Below are 16,298 nucleotides of genomic sequence, written 5' to 3' on the forward strand. Positions count from 1 at the left end.
GGCAGCCACCATTCTGTGGATGCGGGAGAGACTTTCGAGACTTGCTACGCCTCGAAACCCTCGAACGGATTCTCTTGACCACTCTGCCTATCTGGTTCGAAGTCACCTCGCTGACGGTGCTGCTGATCATCCTCGCCGCCGACCTGATCATGGCGTACAAGCGTCCGCACATTCCCAGCACCAAAGAGTCAGCCTTGTGGGTCGGTTTTTACGTCTCGCTCGCATTGATCTTTGCGCTGCTCATGTTCCTGCTGGGCGACGTCGAGCAAGCCGGCCAGTTCATCGCCGGTTGGGTCACGGAATACAGCCTCTCGATTGACAACCTCTTTGTGTTCGTCATCATCATGGGGCGCTTCTCGGTGCCGCGAAAGTACCAGCAAGAGGTACTGATGGTGGGCATCCTGATCGCCCTTGTGCTGCGCGGAATCTTTATTCTGCTCGGTGCCCAGCTCATCGAAAACTTCAGCTTCATTTTCTACATCTTCGGTGCGTTCCTGCTCTACACCGCCATTCGCCAGGTGTTCGAAGACCACGACGACATGGAAGAGACCGAGAGCGGAATCATCCGCTTCTTGCGCAAGCACATCAATATTTCGCCGACCTTTGACGGTGGCAAGGTGCGCACCGTCATCGACGGCAAAAAGGTTTTCACGCCGATCTTGGTCGTCTTTGTGGCTCTCGGCATCACCGACCTCGTGTTCGCGATCGACTCGATCCCGGCCATCTTCGGAATCACGACAGACCCGTTTATCGTCTTCACCGCGAACATTTTCGCCCTGATGGGGCTGCGTCAGCTCTACTTCTTGCTCGGCGACCTCATCGACAAACTCGTGTACTTGCACTTCGGCATCGCGTTCGTGCTCGGCTTCATCGGCGTGAAACTGTTCTTCCACGCCATGCACGTCAACGAACTGCCCTTCATCAACGGGGGAGAACCGATCCTGTGGGCACCCGAGATCGGCACCTGGACCTCACTCATCGTCATTCTGGTGGCCATGGCTGTCGCCGTCATCGCGAGCCTTATCAAGATGAACCACGACAAGAAGCGCGAAGCTATCTCGGTCGAGAGCGAGTAGCAGTTCGCTGCAGCGGGGAGCGCTGCACTAACGACGAACGCGCGGTGTCCGCATCTCGAGCACATGCTCGGAGATGCAGACGCCGCGCGTTTCTGTTGTCGTGACGGGGGCGCTGGAGCGCCTAGATCGTAGTAACGAGCCGTGACTGTGCGAGCCGCTCGGCCGCGTCTAACGTCGTGATGCCCTGCGCGGCGGCATCGCGGAAGATGGTGGCAACCGTGTCACCGATGGCTTCCACGCGCTTCGCGATCGCGTCAGCATCCGCATCCGGTTCTGAGGCCATATCGAGGTAGATTACGCCGCCACCGTTGACGACGAAGTCGGGAGCCCAGAGGATGCCGCGCTCGGCGAGTGCTTCAGCGCCGTCGTGCTGCGCGAGTTGGTTGTTCGCGGCGCCAACGACACCGCTGACGTTGAGTTCGCGGATGACGCGCGGGCTGAGAACTCCGCCGAGGCCGCAGGGAACGAAGATATCCGCGACGACGCTGTGCGCCTCGTCGACGTCGACCCAGTTGGCGTCGAGTTCGGCGGCCAGTAGCTTGCGGTCGAGGTTGACATCGGTAACGGTGAGTACGGCGCCGGCGGCAGTGAGGGAGCGCGCAAGGCGACCACCGACCTGGCCGAGGCCCGAGATGATGAGGTGGCGGCCCGCGAGATCGCGAGTGCCGAAGAGTACTTCGCAGGTGGAGAGGATGCTGGCGTGAACGCCGGCGGCAGTCGCATCCGCGGGTTCACCTGCTCCACCCTGATCAGCCGGAAGACCACAGACGTGTTCCGTGCGCTCGGCGACGACGGCCATGAGCTCGGCGCTCGTGCCGACATCTTCTGCCGTCATGTATGCACCGTTAAGGCTTTCGATGGCGTCGCCGAGGTCGAGCATCGCGTCGCGCTTCTGCTCGGCCGTCAAGACGACTCCCATAGGAACGTGGATGACCGACTTTCCGCCACCGCGATTGAGGCCGGCGGCCGAGTTCTTCAGCGTCATCGCCGCGGAGAGACGCAGCGAGTCGGCAACAGCATCCGTCCAGTGCGGGTAATTCCACATTCGAGCACCGCCAAGGGCTTGCCCGAGAACAGTGGAGTGGACGGCGACGCTGATGACAAGCCCGGAACGTCGGCCCGTAGAAACGAGAACATTCTCGTGGGCAAACTCCGCATTTTCGATTGCGGATACGGGGGCTTCCAACGTCATTGATGGTTGCGAAATCATGTACTTCTCCTGCGTGTGGGCCTTGTGGGCAAAACAACTAAATGGCAAGTGGTGGTAGCACGAGGGTGGTGCGCTCTGGTCAGCATACCGCCGGGCTTCGGCGATATCCTCTATTCGTTGCTACGTTGATACCTGACAAATGCTTGGGGGCACAATGACGGTTTCGGATCAGCTCAAAATTCTGCTGCCCAGCGGATCTGTCACCGTTAAAGCGTCGGCCGCATCCGACCGCGGATTCGTGCGCTCGCTCGATGCAGACAGCCTGCTTGTGCTGCCGCAGGTCTACTTTGTCGCCGACAGAATGGATCTGAGAATCGCGCAAGCCAATGTGTCGTGCAGGGCTTCGCTCGCGCTCTGGCACGCCACAACCTTCGCACTCCGGAACACATCGTTCAGACGATCACGGAAGCCAACTTGGCGGTCATCGCACTCACGGGAGAGGATGACGGGGTCTCGGGTAGGACGCTATTCGGCATCGCCCTCGTTGCTGTGGGCGCGGATTCAGAACCGCTGTGGATGGCCTTCATCGTGGAAGACTGGCGGGTTTGTCGCGGGAACGGACTTAAGGTCGAACCGGTCACGGCCGACCACACGGCCGTGGTCGTATGCATTCGGAAATACAGATGACTCTGAACTTCACAAGCGCGAGGAACGAGTTTTGCGGGCCGATGTCGATGCAGCGCTTAGGAGCTTTGCCGAAGATATGGCAGGCGTGCGGTAGTGGCTCCTCAACCCGACCTTCTTCTCGCAGAAGCCGTATCGCTCGTCAGCGGATTCGACGCCAATACCGGAGTGCGGCTCGAAGCGGGAGGCTCGCGCTCGGGAAATCCTATTTTGACGGTGTCTGCTGCTGTGTTAATTGATCTTGCGGATAACGGCTATATCGAGCTCGAGCGTGATTATTGGTCTAAAAACTATCCGGGTGTCTACCTTTCGAGAGTAAAGGCAGGGCAGGGTGAACCGGGGGATACTGTGCTTCGTGCGGCCCTTGATACGGTTCAAAAGAGATCGAAGCCTCGAAAGACTGAGGACGTGATAGTCGACATTGTGTCGCCCGAAGTCCAGAAACGTCTCATTGATCGAGGGCTTGCGACCAGTACTGGACGGTTCATCAAGACTGTGCGCCTCACCCAACAGGGTTTCCAAGCTCAAGCTGAGTTGCGTACCGAAATTGACGCGTACCTCGACGAAAGCACGCTGGCCGATGCGTCCCTCGTGAGCGGGCGGACAGCGCTAATTCTGGCACTGACCCTTTCCGGGAGGCTCGCCGAGATTTTCTATCAACGCCAGCACCATGAGGCTTCGATCGAGGTTGAACGGCGCCTGACGTTGCTGCGAAACCGTGTCAATGCGGAAGGTGACAACGCTTCCCATCGGTCGGCGATCCTTGGAGCCCTGTCCTCGGCGAATTCGGGTTTCGTCCACTAACTCCCGGTCGGGTGACGTCTTGGACGGGTAGCGCTACCCACGGTGTGAGCGGTGAGCGTCAGCTAGTGTCTCAAAGGTGAGTTAATAATTTTTTTAGCGTACACAAAGTTCTTACTCGAAGTTTGGTGAAAGGAATCGTGATGTCAGCAGAACTTGGAATGATTCCAGAAGAGTTCGGTGAACTGGCGAGCCAGCTGGATGCTAATGCGGGAGGTTTGGATGGTGTTGTGAGCACTCTGACGTCGAATCTGCAGGGCACGACGTGGGTTGGTTCGGACTGCAACCGGTTTGACGAGGAGCGGACGGGCACGATTACCCAGAACGTTCATAATTCGGCAGAACAGATCAGTGGCCAGTAGCTCGTCGCTCGCTGAAATGGCCGTCGCGGAGAAAGTTCAGCTCATGCTCGGCACCCGAAAAGGCCGGCTTGAGTTCGAGGGAACGATGACAGTGTCGGCAACGCTCATCGAGTTGGCCCTGTTGGGCCGTATCTCTTCGATTCCCAATCGAGCACTTTTTGCGGGTGGGTCACCGCGCAAGATTTTAGCGGTTGATTCAACGCCGACGGGCGATGCGGTCTTGGACGCAGTCCTCATTCCGATGAGCGAACGGGGAAAACCTTGGGTGACCCACCGGTGCATGTTTGCTCTTGCTGGTAATGCTTCGCGCGCGGTGCACGCGAGGCTTGAATCGCGGGGCCTAGTGCAAACTATTGGAACCTACCCGAGCCTGAGCGGATACCTAGAGATCACCGACCATGTTGTGTTTGATGAGCTGCGTGCCGAACTCGGGCGAGTCCGTTCTACTCCCGAGCAGGTCAGCGACCCGCGTACGGGTGCGTTCATCGACGTGCTGCGCAATGGTGTCGACAGCCACTCGGGGGAACAAGGGCTGCATCCTTATCTCCGCTGGGAATGGTACCCAGCCGGAGTGCGCGCGACAGTGCAAGCAATTTTACAAGCAGAACGCATCCAGTTCACAGCTGGATAAGACTGCGGGTTCGTGAGCGGCAATTCAACTGTTCATTTCGCCTTCACACAGGCGCTCGCGCCGCGCAAGGTCATTGTTTCAGCGCTGGTGCCAAACGTTGCGACGAACCTGTTCGACCCGCGAGCAACAACTTCATAGACATCAGGATCGGGAGTGAACCGGATTGTGACATCGTAGCCACTGTCTTGCCACACTCCCTGCACTTCTTCGGCTGCAGCTTGAAGGTCATCGACGGGTGGCGCTGATCTCCACGCGGCGAACGGTCTCCCTTCAACACCCTCGTCGAAGTTGCAGCGTTCTTCACCTTCATGTTCACCTATTGTCCACTCGCCGCCAATCGCGTCAGCAGTTCCGTCGAACAGAGTGACTAGCTCCACTTTGACTTCTTCATAACTGGACATCAATACCTTCGGAGACTGAGTGCCCCACGCGGCCGAAACAACGATCAGACAGATCGTGCACGACCTGCACTCAACGGACGGCGTGCACCTGCAGCATCTGCAGTCTGAAGAAGTTGTGGTCGAACCGGGTAAGGCGGAATCCGTTGGCGCTGTGACGCAGCTCAGTCTCGGCGAGTTCGTGATCTCGGTCGCTCGGGTCTCCACCACAGCCTGAGACACTGGCAGAGTCCCTCAGCGTCGCTGACTGGTGCCTATTCATTGCTACCTTATGAATTGGCACATGCTCGAGTGGTCGGAAACGCCCGCCACGCGCCCAGATTGTGCGCCCGGCAGCGACAGAGAGACCAGTTCATGAGCGACATTTCGTCAACGCCTCAGCCGAACGAACCAACACCTCAGCCGAACAGACCGACGCCGCAGCCGACCAAACGCAGGCCCGTCTGGAACCTCGTCCGGTTTTTTGTAATCCCGCTCGCGATCATCGCGATAATCGGTGTAGTGACGACGCAGAAGCACGATGGCCCCGCCGAGATTCTCGAAAACGGGCTCGTCACGCAGGCCGTGCCGACCGGCAACACTGTCGATGAGTCGAGTCGCTCTGGGCGTCACACCGTTCAAGTCGTCCACCTCGAGTTCAGCTATGAGGTCGATGGCGAAACCTATATCGCTCTTGGCGACCACAGCTACGACGAAGCATCGTTCGACAAAGCGGCTGCCCTTGCCGCGAACGCCGTGGCCGAGGTGCACTACCTCGACAACGACCCGGCGGCAGCGGTCGTGCTCGATGCCGACTACCGGTAGGCACCGTTAGCAGGCGAAGCATGTGCCGCGGTGACGACAATCTCGAGGGTTTCCTGCTGCCCGCTGCCAATCATTGCTACGTTAACACCTGACAAAAACTTGGGGGCGCGGCATGGTTTCGGAGCATTACGACATTGCCCTCCCGCAGGGGGTTATGAGAATGACCGTCTCGGCGGCATCCGACTGTGGACCTCACCGAACGATTAACGAAGACAGCTTTCTCGTGCTGCCCGGCCTGTTTGTGGTGGCGGATGGGATGGGTGGCCATTCCTTCGGAGACCGGGCCAGTCAGTGCGTAGTCCAGAGCATTGCGCGATCGGTGGGGCACCTCCAGACTCGTACCCCCGAGCACATTGTGCAGGCGATTGCTGAAGCGAACGATGCTGTAATGGCGTTGAACGCTCCCAACGAATCCGTCTCGGGAACGACCCTGTCGGGCATCGCTCTGGTGACAGTCGGCGCAGACCCCGAGCCGCGGTGGATGGCCTTCAACGTCGGAGACTCTCGCGTTTACAGCTGGAACGGTCGTCAGCTGGAACAGATCACCGTCGATCACTCTGCTGTTCAAGAACTCATCGAGCTCGGTCACATTACGGCGCTCGAAGCGACATCGCATCCGGATCGCAACATCATTACTCGAGCGCTCGGTATTCATTCGGCGGTAAACCCTGATTTCTGGCTGCTGCCCGCGGGCGCCCAGCACACCTTCGTCGCGTGTTCCGACGGGCTCACTAAAGAGCTTGACGACGATCTCATCGCCGGAATTCTTGCGGATCGCGCGGCTGTGAGCGAGGGTGAGACGCTGGCGAACCGTCTAGTCGCCGGAGCGATTGCCGCCGGCGGATCTGACAACGTGACGGTAGTAGTCATCGAAGCATCTCGCATCGGGCTTGCTCACACTGCGGACGAAGACACTGCCGAACGTGACTTCTCCCACTACCTTGAACAAACCCGACCGAGAAAGTAGCTGCAGTGAGCGTGAAGTACCTGTACGAACCCAGCACCGACGCACCCTGGTCGGCAGTGGTCGGCGAGCACCAGATTGTGTTCGTAGATTCGACGGATAACCACTTGCTGCACGCCTTGTGGTCCGCACGCTCTCACGGCGTTCAGGCTGCCGTTGAGCTGTTGAGCGCCAGGGGGCTCGCGGCTACTCCATCGTTCGCTCTCGTCGGCTGGACGGCGGATGAGGCGGATAACGCCAGCGCGAGTGTCATTGTTCGCGGCCCCGTGAGCGTGACCATCACAGCGCACGGGGGAACCGAGACGGTGAACGGCGCGCGTGTAAGCACCTGGGCGGAACGCCACTTCGACGATGTTCTTGAGTGTGAGCTCACCGTTCACGAGGTTCGCAGCTCAGATCCCCTTCCGATTCTGGATGGCGTTGTGCGCGCTGGGAGCATCACCTGCATCCGCGACGGTTCCGCCCCAGGTCGCACAGTCCAGTCCGCGCCGACTGCTGCTCCTGCTCCTGCGCCGACTGCTCCTGCGCCGGTTCTTGCTGCCGCTGCTCCGCCCGCTCCGCCCGCAGAGACGGTTGTCCAGCTCGCCGGTGTATCCGAAGCGACGATCGCCGATAAGCCCGCCGTCGACGACTTCTCTCCGCCGCCAGCTGTTGGCGACAACATCCCGAGTGATTCCAGCAGCGCCTACGACTACCTCTTCGGTGAAACGGTCATGCGCGATGTTTCTGCTGCCGCAGGCGTGCTCGACGACGACGGTGCTGATGCCCCGATCACACCTCCGGAACCGATCCCGCTCGACGACAGCGAAGGTGACCACGATGGGCTCACCATTATGACCAGCGATCTCCTGAGCCATCGTGCCGCGTCATCCGGAGCACGCGTCGTTGGTGCAGCAGCGCCACTCGTCGAGTCGCAACCAGTTCTCTATCTTGATGTGTCCACCGGATCACGTGAACTGCTCACGCAGCCAATTTTGGTGGGCCGTTCGCCGTCGGTGAGCAAGGTATCGAGTGGTGCGTTACCGCGACTCGTCACTATTCCGGGCGACAAAGACATTTCCCGAAACCACGTGCAGGTGGCGGTCGAAGGCGGCACCGTGGTCGTCACCGACCTGCACTCTCGCAACGGCACGCTCGTTGTCTTGCCCGGAAGGCAACCGCAACGTCTGCGCGCAGGGGAGCCGACCGCCGTCATCGTTGGAACAGTGATCGATCTTGGCGGCGACGTCACGCTCGTCGTCGGAGAGGCAGAGTAATGCGCCGCGCGCCATCCACTCCTCCCGAACTACCCGGCTACACCTTCGTGAAACTGCTGGGTTCCGGTGGCTTCAGCGACGTATTTTTGTACGATCAGCACCTGCCCAAACGTCGGGTCGCGGTGAAGGTGTTGCTCACTGAAGACCTCGCGCCAGCAACTAGGGCGTCGTTTGTGGCAGAAGCCAACTTGATGGCGCAGTTGTCAGCGCATCCATACATCGTGTCCATTTTTCATGCCGATGTAGCCAGTGACGACAGACCATATTTCGTCATGGAATATTGCTCGGGGCCGAGCCTTGCCGAGCGGTATAAAAGCGCGGCGCTCGCCGTCACCGATGTGCTTCGCGTGGGCATTCGGGTCAGCGGCGCGGTCGCGACGGCACACGGAGCGGGAATCTTGCACCGTGATATCAAGCCCGCCAACATCCTGACAAACGACTACGGCTGGCCGGCTCTCACCGACTTTGGCATCTCATCGGCGCTCGATGACGACATTCCACTTCACACCAGTTCTCGGTCGCCGCAGATCGAAGAAAGCGGTTCAACTACCGGAGCCTCGATCGGCATGTCTGTTCCGTGGTCGCCGCCCGAAATGTTTGAAGACGATCCGAATCCGGATGTTCGCGCCGACGTATTCTCGCTCGCGGCGACTCTGTACACGCTCCTCGCCGGGCATACCCCGTTCGAGGTGCGCGGGCGCTCGAACGGCGCGCTCGATCTCATGGGGCGTATCGAGCGAGGGCTGATTACCCCGCTGACTCGTACCGATGTTCCGGCGAGCCTTCTTGCGGTTCTTCGCAAGGGCATGGCTTCGCGGCGCGAAGATCGCTTCGCGAGCGCCCTCGATCTTGCTCGAGCGTTGCAGCGGGTCGAACTAGAGCTGGGGTATGCCCCCACGACGGTTGACGTGCCCAATCTGGCAGTGGATGACGTGGCCCGTACGGCGAACGACAGCGGCGATGATGATGCAACGCGGGCGCGCGGAGTCGCTACGATCGAGGCCCAGCCGGCGGCACCGGCGGCACCGACGGCTTCAATGGCGCCGATCGGTCAGCCCGCGTCGGGTGCCATTTCGGCCGCACCAGCCCTCGGCGCAGATGAAACTCAACTGCGCGGAGCGCCGCAGCAGGTAGCGCAGCCTCCAGAACCAGAACCAGAACCAGTCTTCGGCGAGACGGTGGTTCGGCGTAAACCGGCGGCGAGTTCAACGCCCGCGTCGCCGAGCACTGTCGAGCAGCCAAACGCGGGCTCTGGCTCTGGCTCTGCGCCGCCGCCGCCAGTTTCGCGACGCCGACGAGTGCTCGCCTGGGTGGTCGGTGGCGCTGCGGCTGCCGTGGCGCTCGCTGTAGTACTCGCGCTCGCGGTGACGAATCCTCCCGCCTCAGAAGAGCCGACGGTGGCCGCGCCTTCGGCGGCGCCGACTTCGGCGATCGTGGAGAGCGTGCCGACCCCGACGCTGATCTCGGCATCCGAGTCTGACGGAACGGTGACGTTCACCATTGACATGGCTCCGCTCGAGGAGGGCGATCGCGTCATTTGGCAGCGGGTCGGGCGCGACAGCGAGCCAGTGACGCAGTCAGACGAGGGAGTGATCGCCGTCGACGGTTACGTTGCGGGAGCCACGCTCTGCGCCGACGTGAGAATTGTGCGGGCCGGAATCGAGTCAGCAAACCCCTTGGAGGCGTGTTTTCCCCAGTGAAGCCTCTCAAGATCGAATTTTGTGGCGAGTGGTACGAGGTCGTCAGCCCTGATGACTTTCATATCGGTCGCGAGTCGGACCTCGTCATCGACGACAACCCGTACCTCCACCGGCGGTTTTTGCGCATTTACGAAGATTTCGGTTTGTGGTGGCTGAGCAACGTGGGTAACTTGCTCACCGCAACTGTGACGGATGTCACGGGGCAAGTGCAGGCCTGGCTGGCACCCGGGGCGCGGTTACCGATCGTGTTCCCGCAGATGAGTGTTCTGTTTAGCGCGGGCTCCACGACGTACGAATTCACGATTCACACGGGCGACGAGTTTTACACGTCTGCTACCTCGGTGACCGGCCCCAGCGGGTCCACGACAATCGGCCCCATTCCGCTCACGTCGTCGCAGCGACTTCTCATCGTCGGGTTGGCCGAGGGAGTGTTACGCCAAGCATCACCGGGGCGCGGCGATATTCCCGCATCATCCGATGTCGCCGCGCGATTGGGATGGTCGATCACCACGTTCAACCGCAAACTCGACAACGTCTGCGAGAAACTCGCGAAGCGTGGAGTGGCCGGCCTGCGGGGCGGAAAAGACAACTTGGCGACCAACCGTCGATTGCGCCTTGTGGAATACGCCGTGGCAACTCGGCTAGTGGATAAAGACGATTTATATCTCCTTGACCGCATCGATTCTTCAGACGAGGCCCCATAACTGGGGCGGGGAGGGCAGAACTACCCATGCCCCACCGCCCTGCCCAGTGCGCACGAATGCTAGGATAATTCAGTAATTTGCTGGGCAGAATTTCATCGTAAACAGAGGCACGCTCGTAGTGCGGAGTTCGGGAGAAGTGCAACGTGAAGCTGTCCGTTAGCCGTATGCCCAATCGCAAAACTATTGCTTCGGTAGTTACCCTCTCGCTCGTTGTCGGCGTGCCGCTCACCGTGGCCGCGCTGCACCCTGGTTACCCGGTGTCTGACGTCGACCTTGTCGCGAGCGACGTGTGGGTCACCAACGGCGAGCAGCTCCTTGGCGGCCGACTCAACCGTCAAATTGACGAGCTCAACGGTTCAGTGATTGCCTCGAGCGCGCAGTTCGATGTTCTTCAAGATGGTGACGCCCTCTTTATGGTCGACCCCGTTGCCCATCGCGTTGAGTCCGTTGATCCTGCGACGACTGAAGTGACCTCCGCGATCGACCTACCGCCCGAGGCAGACGTCTCCTTCGGCGGAACCAACTTGGCGATCGTTTCACCACAGGGTGACTTGTGGATTGTTCCCTCAGTAGGCGACCTGCAGTTCAACTACATTTCTACGCCGCCCGTTCTCGAATTGGGGGTTGGCGGGCGTGCTGCTGTTACCGCTAATGGTGTTGTCATCGCGGTGTCCTCCGAGAAGAAATCGGTTTACCGCGTCGCCACGATCGCGGACGAACCAGTACGCTCCGACTTCCCGGCCGTCGGCGAGTTTCAGATCGCGGCCGCTGGCGAGTCTGCGGTCGTCTTTGACCAGTCCACCAACGAGCTGGTCACCGAGAGCGGGTCAATTTACCCTCTGGCGAAGCAGGGCCTTCGCTTGCAGCAGTCCAGCACGGAATCCGAGTTCGCCGTCGTGGCGACTGCAGATTCGCTTCAGTGGATTGATCTCGGCAACGGCGAGACCACCGATATCGACGCCGATATGTCCACTCCAGCGGCGGACCTTTCCGGCGTCTCGGCGCCGATCGCGCTCGACGGTTGCGCCCATGGTGCTTGGGCGTCGGCGCAACGCTACGTGCTGGCGTGCCCCGATGGCGACGTTCAGACTCATGCGATCTCCGAGCCCACTCAAGGCAGCGAGCTCGAGTTCCGCGTTAATGGTTCGGTAATAGCGCTCAACAATTTGTCGAACGGAAACGTGTGGTTGCTCGACGACAACATGCGACTCGTCGAGAACTGGGACGATGTCACCCCGCCGGAAGACGTTGAATCAGAAGAGGAAGGCGACGAGAAGTCGTCGATTCAGTCTTTCGAAGACACTCTTGCTGAACGTACCGAAACTAACCGGGCGCCGGTCGCTGTCGACGACGAATACGGAGTTCGGCCAGGCCGCACCACCGTGTTCACCGTGCTCGAGAATGATACGGATGCCGACGGAGACGTCTTAGTAATCTCCGGTTACGATCGGGTAGCGGAATCGACCGGGCGACTCGATCTCATCGATGGCGGCCGTGCGCTGCAATTCACGCCCGTTCCTGAGTTTGTCGGATCCATCGCGTTCAGCTACACGATCGACGACGGACGAGAAGGTGTCGCTCAGGCGCGCGTGACGGCGACAGTTGTGCCGGAGGGGCGCAATGAACTGCCCTTCAGCGTTCGTGAAGCAGGTATCAGCGTCGAGGCCAACCAGACCGTCAGCTACAACGTATTAGCCGACTGGAAAGATCCCGACGGAGACGACCTCTCTCTCGTGGCAGCGTCTCCGAAGTCGGGCGACCTTGTTCGCTTTACGCCCGACGGATTCATCACCTTCACTCATCAGACTTCGGAGCTGGGCGAAAAAGAGATCACCTTCCTGGTGTCAGACGGCAGTAATACTCCTGTTCCTGGAGAGCTCATTGTGACCGTTGAGCCCCCCGGAACGCTCAATCCTGTTGGTACCCCTGACTTCGCAACGGCGTTCGCCACCGAAACGGTCGTGATCGAGCCATTGCTCAATGACCTGTCGCCGTCGGGTAAAGCACTCTCACTCATCGCGCTCGATGAGGCAGAGAACGGTGCGGTCGCGTCGTTCGATAGCGACCGCGGCGAGATCACCTTTAGTTCGGCATCCGCTGGAATCTTTTACCTCACGTACACGCTGAGCGCGGGGGCAAATACGAGCGTCGGGCTAGTGCGTATCGATGTGCAGCCGACCCCCGACTCCTCGGATCTTCCGCCCGTCGCGGTGAAAGATACGGCCTACTTGCGGGGAGACGAACCGACGACGGTCTCGGTGCTGTCGAACGATGTCAGCCCAAGCGGAAACGTTCTCGCCATTCAATCGATCGATGTCGATCCCGCTCTCACCGATAAGGGACTCGTCGTTGAGCTTCTTGAAAGCACTCTGATTCGAGTGACGTCGCCCGCGGCCCTCACCAAGCAGGTCAACTTTACGTACACGATCTCGGATGGTGTTGGCACGGCTACAGCGGGCGTCACCGTGGTGCCCGTGCCCGCTCTCACCAAGCACCAACCACCGGTCGCGCTCGACGACGCCGCGAAGGTTCGTGCGGGCGATGTCATCACTCTCGATGTACTCGACAACGATTTTCACCCCGATGACAGTTCAATGTCTCTTGATCCCGAACTTGTCAGCGAGCCGTCTGACGGTGTCGCTTTCGTCAGCAGGGATGCTCTCCGCTTTCAAGCGCCGACCACCCCCGGCCTCTACACGGTCGATTACCGCGTCGTGGATCCCTTCGGCGAGACGGCGGCAGCAACCGCAAGCTTTACCGTGACTCCCGTCGACGCTGATTCCAATCAAGACCCGACACCGACAACGCTCGTTGCCCGCGTCCTCGCCGGCGGCGAACTGCGTATTGAAATTCCCCTGAGTACGGTCGACCCCGATGGTGACTCGACCACACTGCTGGGTTTCCCGACCAATCCGACGCTCGGTTCTGTGAAGGAATTCGGCACCGATTACTTCATTTACGAGTCATCACCCGCTGCAGCGGGCACAGACACGTTCAGCTACGAAGTAGTAGATGCGTTCGGTGCGACGGGCGTCGCTGAAGTGAAAATTGCGGTAATCCCCGAGCCTGACGAGCTCCGTGACCCCATCGCGGTGCCCGACAGCGTCGCTATCCGTCCGGGGCGTACAGCGCAGATCGATCTCTCCGAAAATGACTCGGATCCTCAGGGTGCGCCTATCTCCGTCGAGCCCGAACTCATTGATGTACCGGAGGGGGTTTCCGCTGAAGTCGTCGGGCGCAAGTTTCTGCTGCTCACGGCGCCCGACGAAGAACAGTCGTTCTCGATTCGCTACACCCTGACGAATGACCGAGGCGGTTCTGCGGTCAGCTATGTCCTGGTGAAGGTGACCAAGGACGCTCCGATTCTTCCTCCGAGCGCGGATGATGTCAGCATCGTGAAGAAAGATATCGCCGGAAAACAATCGATTACGATCGACCTCTTTGACGGCTACGCGTTTAACCCGGCCGGTAAAACCGATGACCTCGTGGTCGCCCTCGAGGGCGCGAATGCCGATGCGGGTGTGCTCGCTGAAATAAACGGGCAAATCGTGGTGACGCCCGGTGCCACGCGCAAAGCGATCACGTATAGCGTCACCAACGAGTTGGACGATCTGAGCGCGCGAGCATTCATTCTTGTTCCGGCGGCTGTAGACGAGAACTTTGACGAGCCTCCCGTCATCGATCCCAACTTGCCCGTGCAATACGTGGCGATGAATGAGACCAGACAATGGAAGCTCTCTGACATCGTCCTCGCTCCTTCTGGCCGTGACGTATGGATCCCGAACGAGGGCACCGTCAGTGCGGTGCAGGGCAACGGCGAGCCGAACTATGTCGACAAAGACACCATCACGTTCACTCCCGCCAAGGATTACCGCGGCCCCGCCTCCGTGAACTTCACCGTGACCGACGGCGCGTCAAAGAACGACCCGGCGGGCATCGAGGCCGGCCTTCGTCTCAACATCGTCGTGGGCGATCCAGATTTCAAAGACACCCCACCTGAATTTACGAGCCCGAGCCCGCAAGTTGAAGTGGGCGAAACAACCACGATCGATCTGCGCGACTCCACGGCACACCCGAACAATTCAATTCTCAACGAGGTCAAGTACTCCGATCTAACGGGAGCCACGGACGGTCTCGATGCCTCACTCAGCGGTTCAGAACTCAGTCTGAACATTCCGCGCACCACTCCGAAAGGCACGAAAATCACGCTGGGTGTCATGCTGCGTTGGGACAAGTTCGAGGTCCCCGGCACGATCAACGTAACGGTGGTGGGTTCCACCCGGCCCCTTGCCGTGGCAGTGTCCGACGTGGTCGAGTCGCAACGCGGCGACGGAACCATCACCGTCAATCCATTGACCAACGACTCAAATCCGTATCTGACTACGGGCGAAGCCCTCACCGTTATCGACGCGCAGGTGCAAAACACGGGCGAGCCCGCTGACGTCACGTTCACGGCCGACTCGATTTCGATACTGCCGGATGCGGCGCTCAAGAGCGGTCAAATCGAGGTTGTGTACACAATCGCCGACGCCACAGAGGATTCGGATCGTCACGTCAATGGCACGGTAACGCTGATCGTGAGCGATGTTCCCGACGGTGCCCAGAAGCCGACTCGGGATGAGGGCTCGGCCATTGGCGGCGATAAATCGGCGACCTGGCGCTTCGTTGCGCCCGCCACCAACGGCAAGCCGATCGTGAGCTACGAAGTACGCACGACCCCGGCTGTCGCCACCCTCCCGACAAACTGTGAAGCGGGCGCTGCGTGCACCGTGACGGGGCTTCAGAACGGCACGCCCTACACGTTCGGTGTTCGCGCTATCAACGAGCATGGACCCGGAGAGTGGTCGCCAACGAGCGACCAGATCACCCCTTACGGCACACCCGCCGCACCGGTAGTGACCGCCTCAGTGCAAAGCCAGTGGGCGCCTAACGGCCGAGTGTCGGCGTCGTGGCCCGCGGTGGGCGGCACCGGTGGCACGACCACCTATCACTGGGCGTCGAGCAACGGCGACTCGGGGGAGACCACCGGTACCAGCGCGACGACCACGGCGAACTTGTCCGCGGGAAATTACACCTTCACGGTTTACGCCGAGAACTCCGGTGGCAAGCGGAGCGCTGAAGGTACCTCGAATTCGGCGCAAGTTCAGAACCAAACCGTGCCGGGGCGCGTGACAGGAATAACCGGGGCGGTAACCAAAGCCACCACTCCCGGCAGCATCTCGTGGACCTGGGCTGCGGCACCGGGTGGTGCCGCCGTTACGGACAACCTCATCTACACCTGGACCCTGAGCAACGGTGCTACCGGCACGACGACGGGCACGAGCGTTACTAATACGGGCCTCCCTGCGGCGGGTAGCTACACGCTGACTGTCGTTGCGCGAAACAATGCCGGAGCCGGGGCAGCTGGTACCGGCACCTCCGGGGCAATAGTTACGCCGGCGACGGTCTCGTTCTGCTTCTACTTCAATGGGGAATCACCGGGCGTTCACAACTTCGGTTTCAACTGGAGCGGCCAGAGCAACGGAAACCACACCCTTCAAATTGGCGACCAAAACGGCTCCTTCAGCAGTTCCTATTCCGGCCGGTGGGCTGATGGTCATCAGCGCACGTCGGCGTGGAAAGTCTGGAATAGGACTGCGGGCAACGCTGACGGAAGATTCGTTGTCTGGCCAATTTTCGATGGCGTTCGCGGTGCCAATGTTGCCGTGCAAGACATCCCGGCATGCTAGACACCACCCGACACGATCAAGCAACGAAAGAGGACAGTT

At 60.2% G+C, this 16,298-nt stretch carries 13 protein-coding genes; 11 read left to right on the forward strand and 2 right to left on the reverse strand.

Translation table 11 applies throughout. The features are described 5' to 3' along the window. The first annotated feature begins 74 nt into the window (after positions 1-74). Complete coding sequence (locus I6E58_RS05785) at positions 75-1,076, forward strand: TerC family protein (RefSeq protein WP_255531462.1); 1,002 nt, start codon at positions 75-77, stop codon at positions 1,074-1,076. A gap of 121 nt (positions 1,077-1,197) precedes the next feature. Here the strand turns inward: I6E58_RS05785 and I6E58_RS05790 are convergent, their stop codons facing one another. Beyond that, positions 1,198-2,286, reverse strand: coding sequence for a Glu/Leu/Phe/Val dehydrogenase family protein (locus I6E58_RS05790; RefSeq protein WP_197131332.1), 1,089 nt, complete (start codon positions 2,284-2,286; stop codon positions 1,198-1,200). A gap of 720 nt (positions 2,287-3,006) precedes the next feature. Here I6E58_RS05790 and I6E58_RS05795 point away from each other — a divergent pair. From I6E58_RS05795 to I6E58_RS05805, 3 genes are all read left to right on the forward strand, one after another. Continuing rightward, on the forward strand, positions 3,007-3,714 hold the full coding sequence (locus I6E58_RS05795) for a GPP34 family phosphoprotein (protein ID WP_197131334.1): 708 nt from the start codon (positions 3,007-3,009) through the stop codon (positions 3,712-3,714). Between the two features lie 140 nt (positions 3,715-3,854). Next, complete coding sequence (locus I6E58_RS05800; RefSeq protein WP_197131336.1) at positions 3,855-4,073, forward strand: hypothetical protein; 219 nt, start codon at positions 3,855-3,857, stop codon at positions 4,071-4,073. Next, positions 4,063-4,704: a GPP34 family phosphoprotein gene (locus I6E58_RS05805; protein ID WP_197131338.1), complete on the forward strand. Its 642-nt coding sequence runs from the start codon at positions 4,063-4,065 to the stop codon at positions 4,702-4,704. The genes I6E58_RS05800 and I6E58_RS05805 overlap by 11 nt, the downstream gene beginning before the upstream one ends. A gap of 32 nt (positions 4,705-4,736) precedes the next feature. On the opposite strand, the gene I6E58_RS05810 is transcribed toward I6E58_RS05805, so the two are convergent. Further along, positions 4,737-5,081 carry a hypothetical protein gene (locus tag I6E58_RS05810; protein WP_197131339.1) on the reverse strand — a complete coding sequence of 115 codons (345 nt, stop codon included), beginning with the start codon at positions 5,079-5,081 and terminating at the stop codon, positions 4,737-4,739. Between the two features lie 43 nt (positions 5,082-5,124). Here I6E58_RS05810 and I6E58_RS05815 point away from each other — a divergent pair, with 43 nt between their 5' ends. The 7 genes from I6E58_RS05815 to I6E58_RS05845 all read left to right on the forward strand — a co-directional run bounded on the left by I6E58_RS05815 (position 5,125) and on the right by I6E58_RS05845 (position 16,259). Continuing rightward, complete coding sequence (locus tag I6E58_RS05815; protein WP_197131341.1) at positions 5,125-5,319, forward strand: hypothetical protein; 195 nt, start codon at positions 5,125-5,127, stop codon at positions 5,317-5,319. A 137-nt stretch (positions 5,320-5,456) separates the two neighbouring features. Beyond that, positions 5,457-5,906, forward strand: coding sequence for a DUF3592 domain-containing protein (locus tag I6E58_RS05820; protein WP_197131343.1), 450 nt, complete (start codon positions 5,457-5,459; stop codon positions 5,904-5,906). Between the two features lie 112 nt (positions 5,907-6,018). Continuing rightward, positions 6,019-6,873 (forward strand): PP2C family serine/threonine-protein phosphatase, encoded by an 855-nt coding sequence (locus I6E58_RS05825; RefSeq protein WP_197131346.1) that lies wholly within the window; start codon positions 6,019-6,021, stop codon positions 6,871-6,873. A 5-nt stretch (positions 6,874-6,878) separates the two neighbouring features. After that, on the forward strand, positions 6,879-8,126 hold the full coding sequence (locus I6E58_RS14445) for an FHA domain-containing protein (RefSeq protein WP_197131348.1): 1,248 nt from the start codon (positions 6,879-6,881) through the stop codon (positions 8,124-8,126). Beyond that, positions 8,126-9,826 (forward strand): serine/threonine-protein kinase, encoded by a 1,701-nt coding sequence (locus I6E58_RS05835; RefSeq protein WP_197131350.1) that lies wholly within the window; start codon positions 8,126-8,128, stop codon positions 9,824-9,826. Before I6E58_RS14445 ends, I6E58_RS05835 begins: the two co-directional genes overlap by 1 nt. After that, complete coding sequence (locus tag I6E58_RS05840) at positions 9,823-10,530, forward strand: hypothetical protein (RefSeq protein WP_197131353.1); 708 nt, start codon at positions 9,823-9,825, stop codon at positions 10,528-10,530. Before I6E58_RS05835 ends, I6E58_RS05840 begins: the two co-directional genes overlap by 4 nt. 143 nt (positions 10,531-10,673) lie before the next feature. Then, a complete protein-coding gene (locus tag I6E58_RS05845) occupies positions 10,674-16,259 on the forward strand; it encodes an Ig-like domain-containing protein (RefSeq protein ID WP_197131355.1) in 5,586 nt (1,861 codons plus the stop codon). Positions 16,260-16,298: the final 39 nt, after the last annotated feature.

Source organism: Salinibacterium sp. SWN1162, assembly GCF_015864675.1.
Lineage (GTDB): Bacteria > Actinomycetota > Actinomycetes > Actinomycetales > Microbacteriaceae > Rhodoglobus.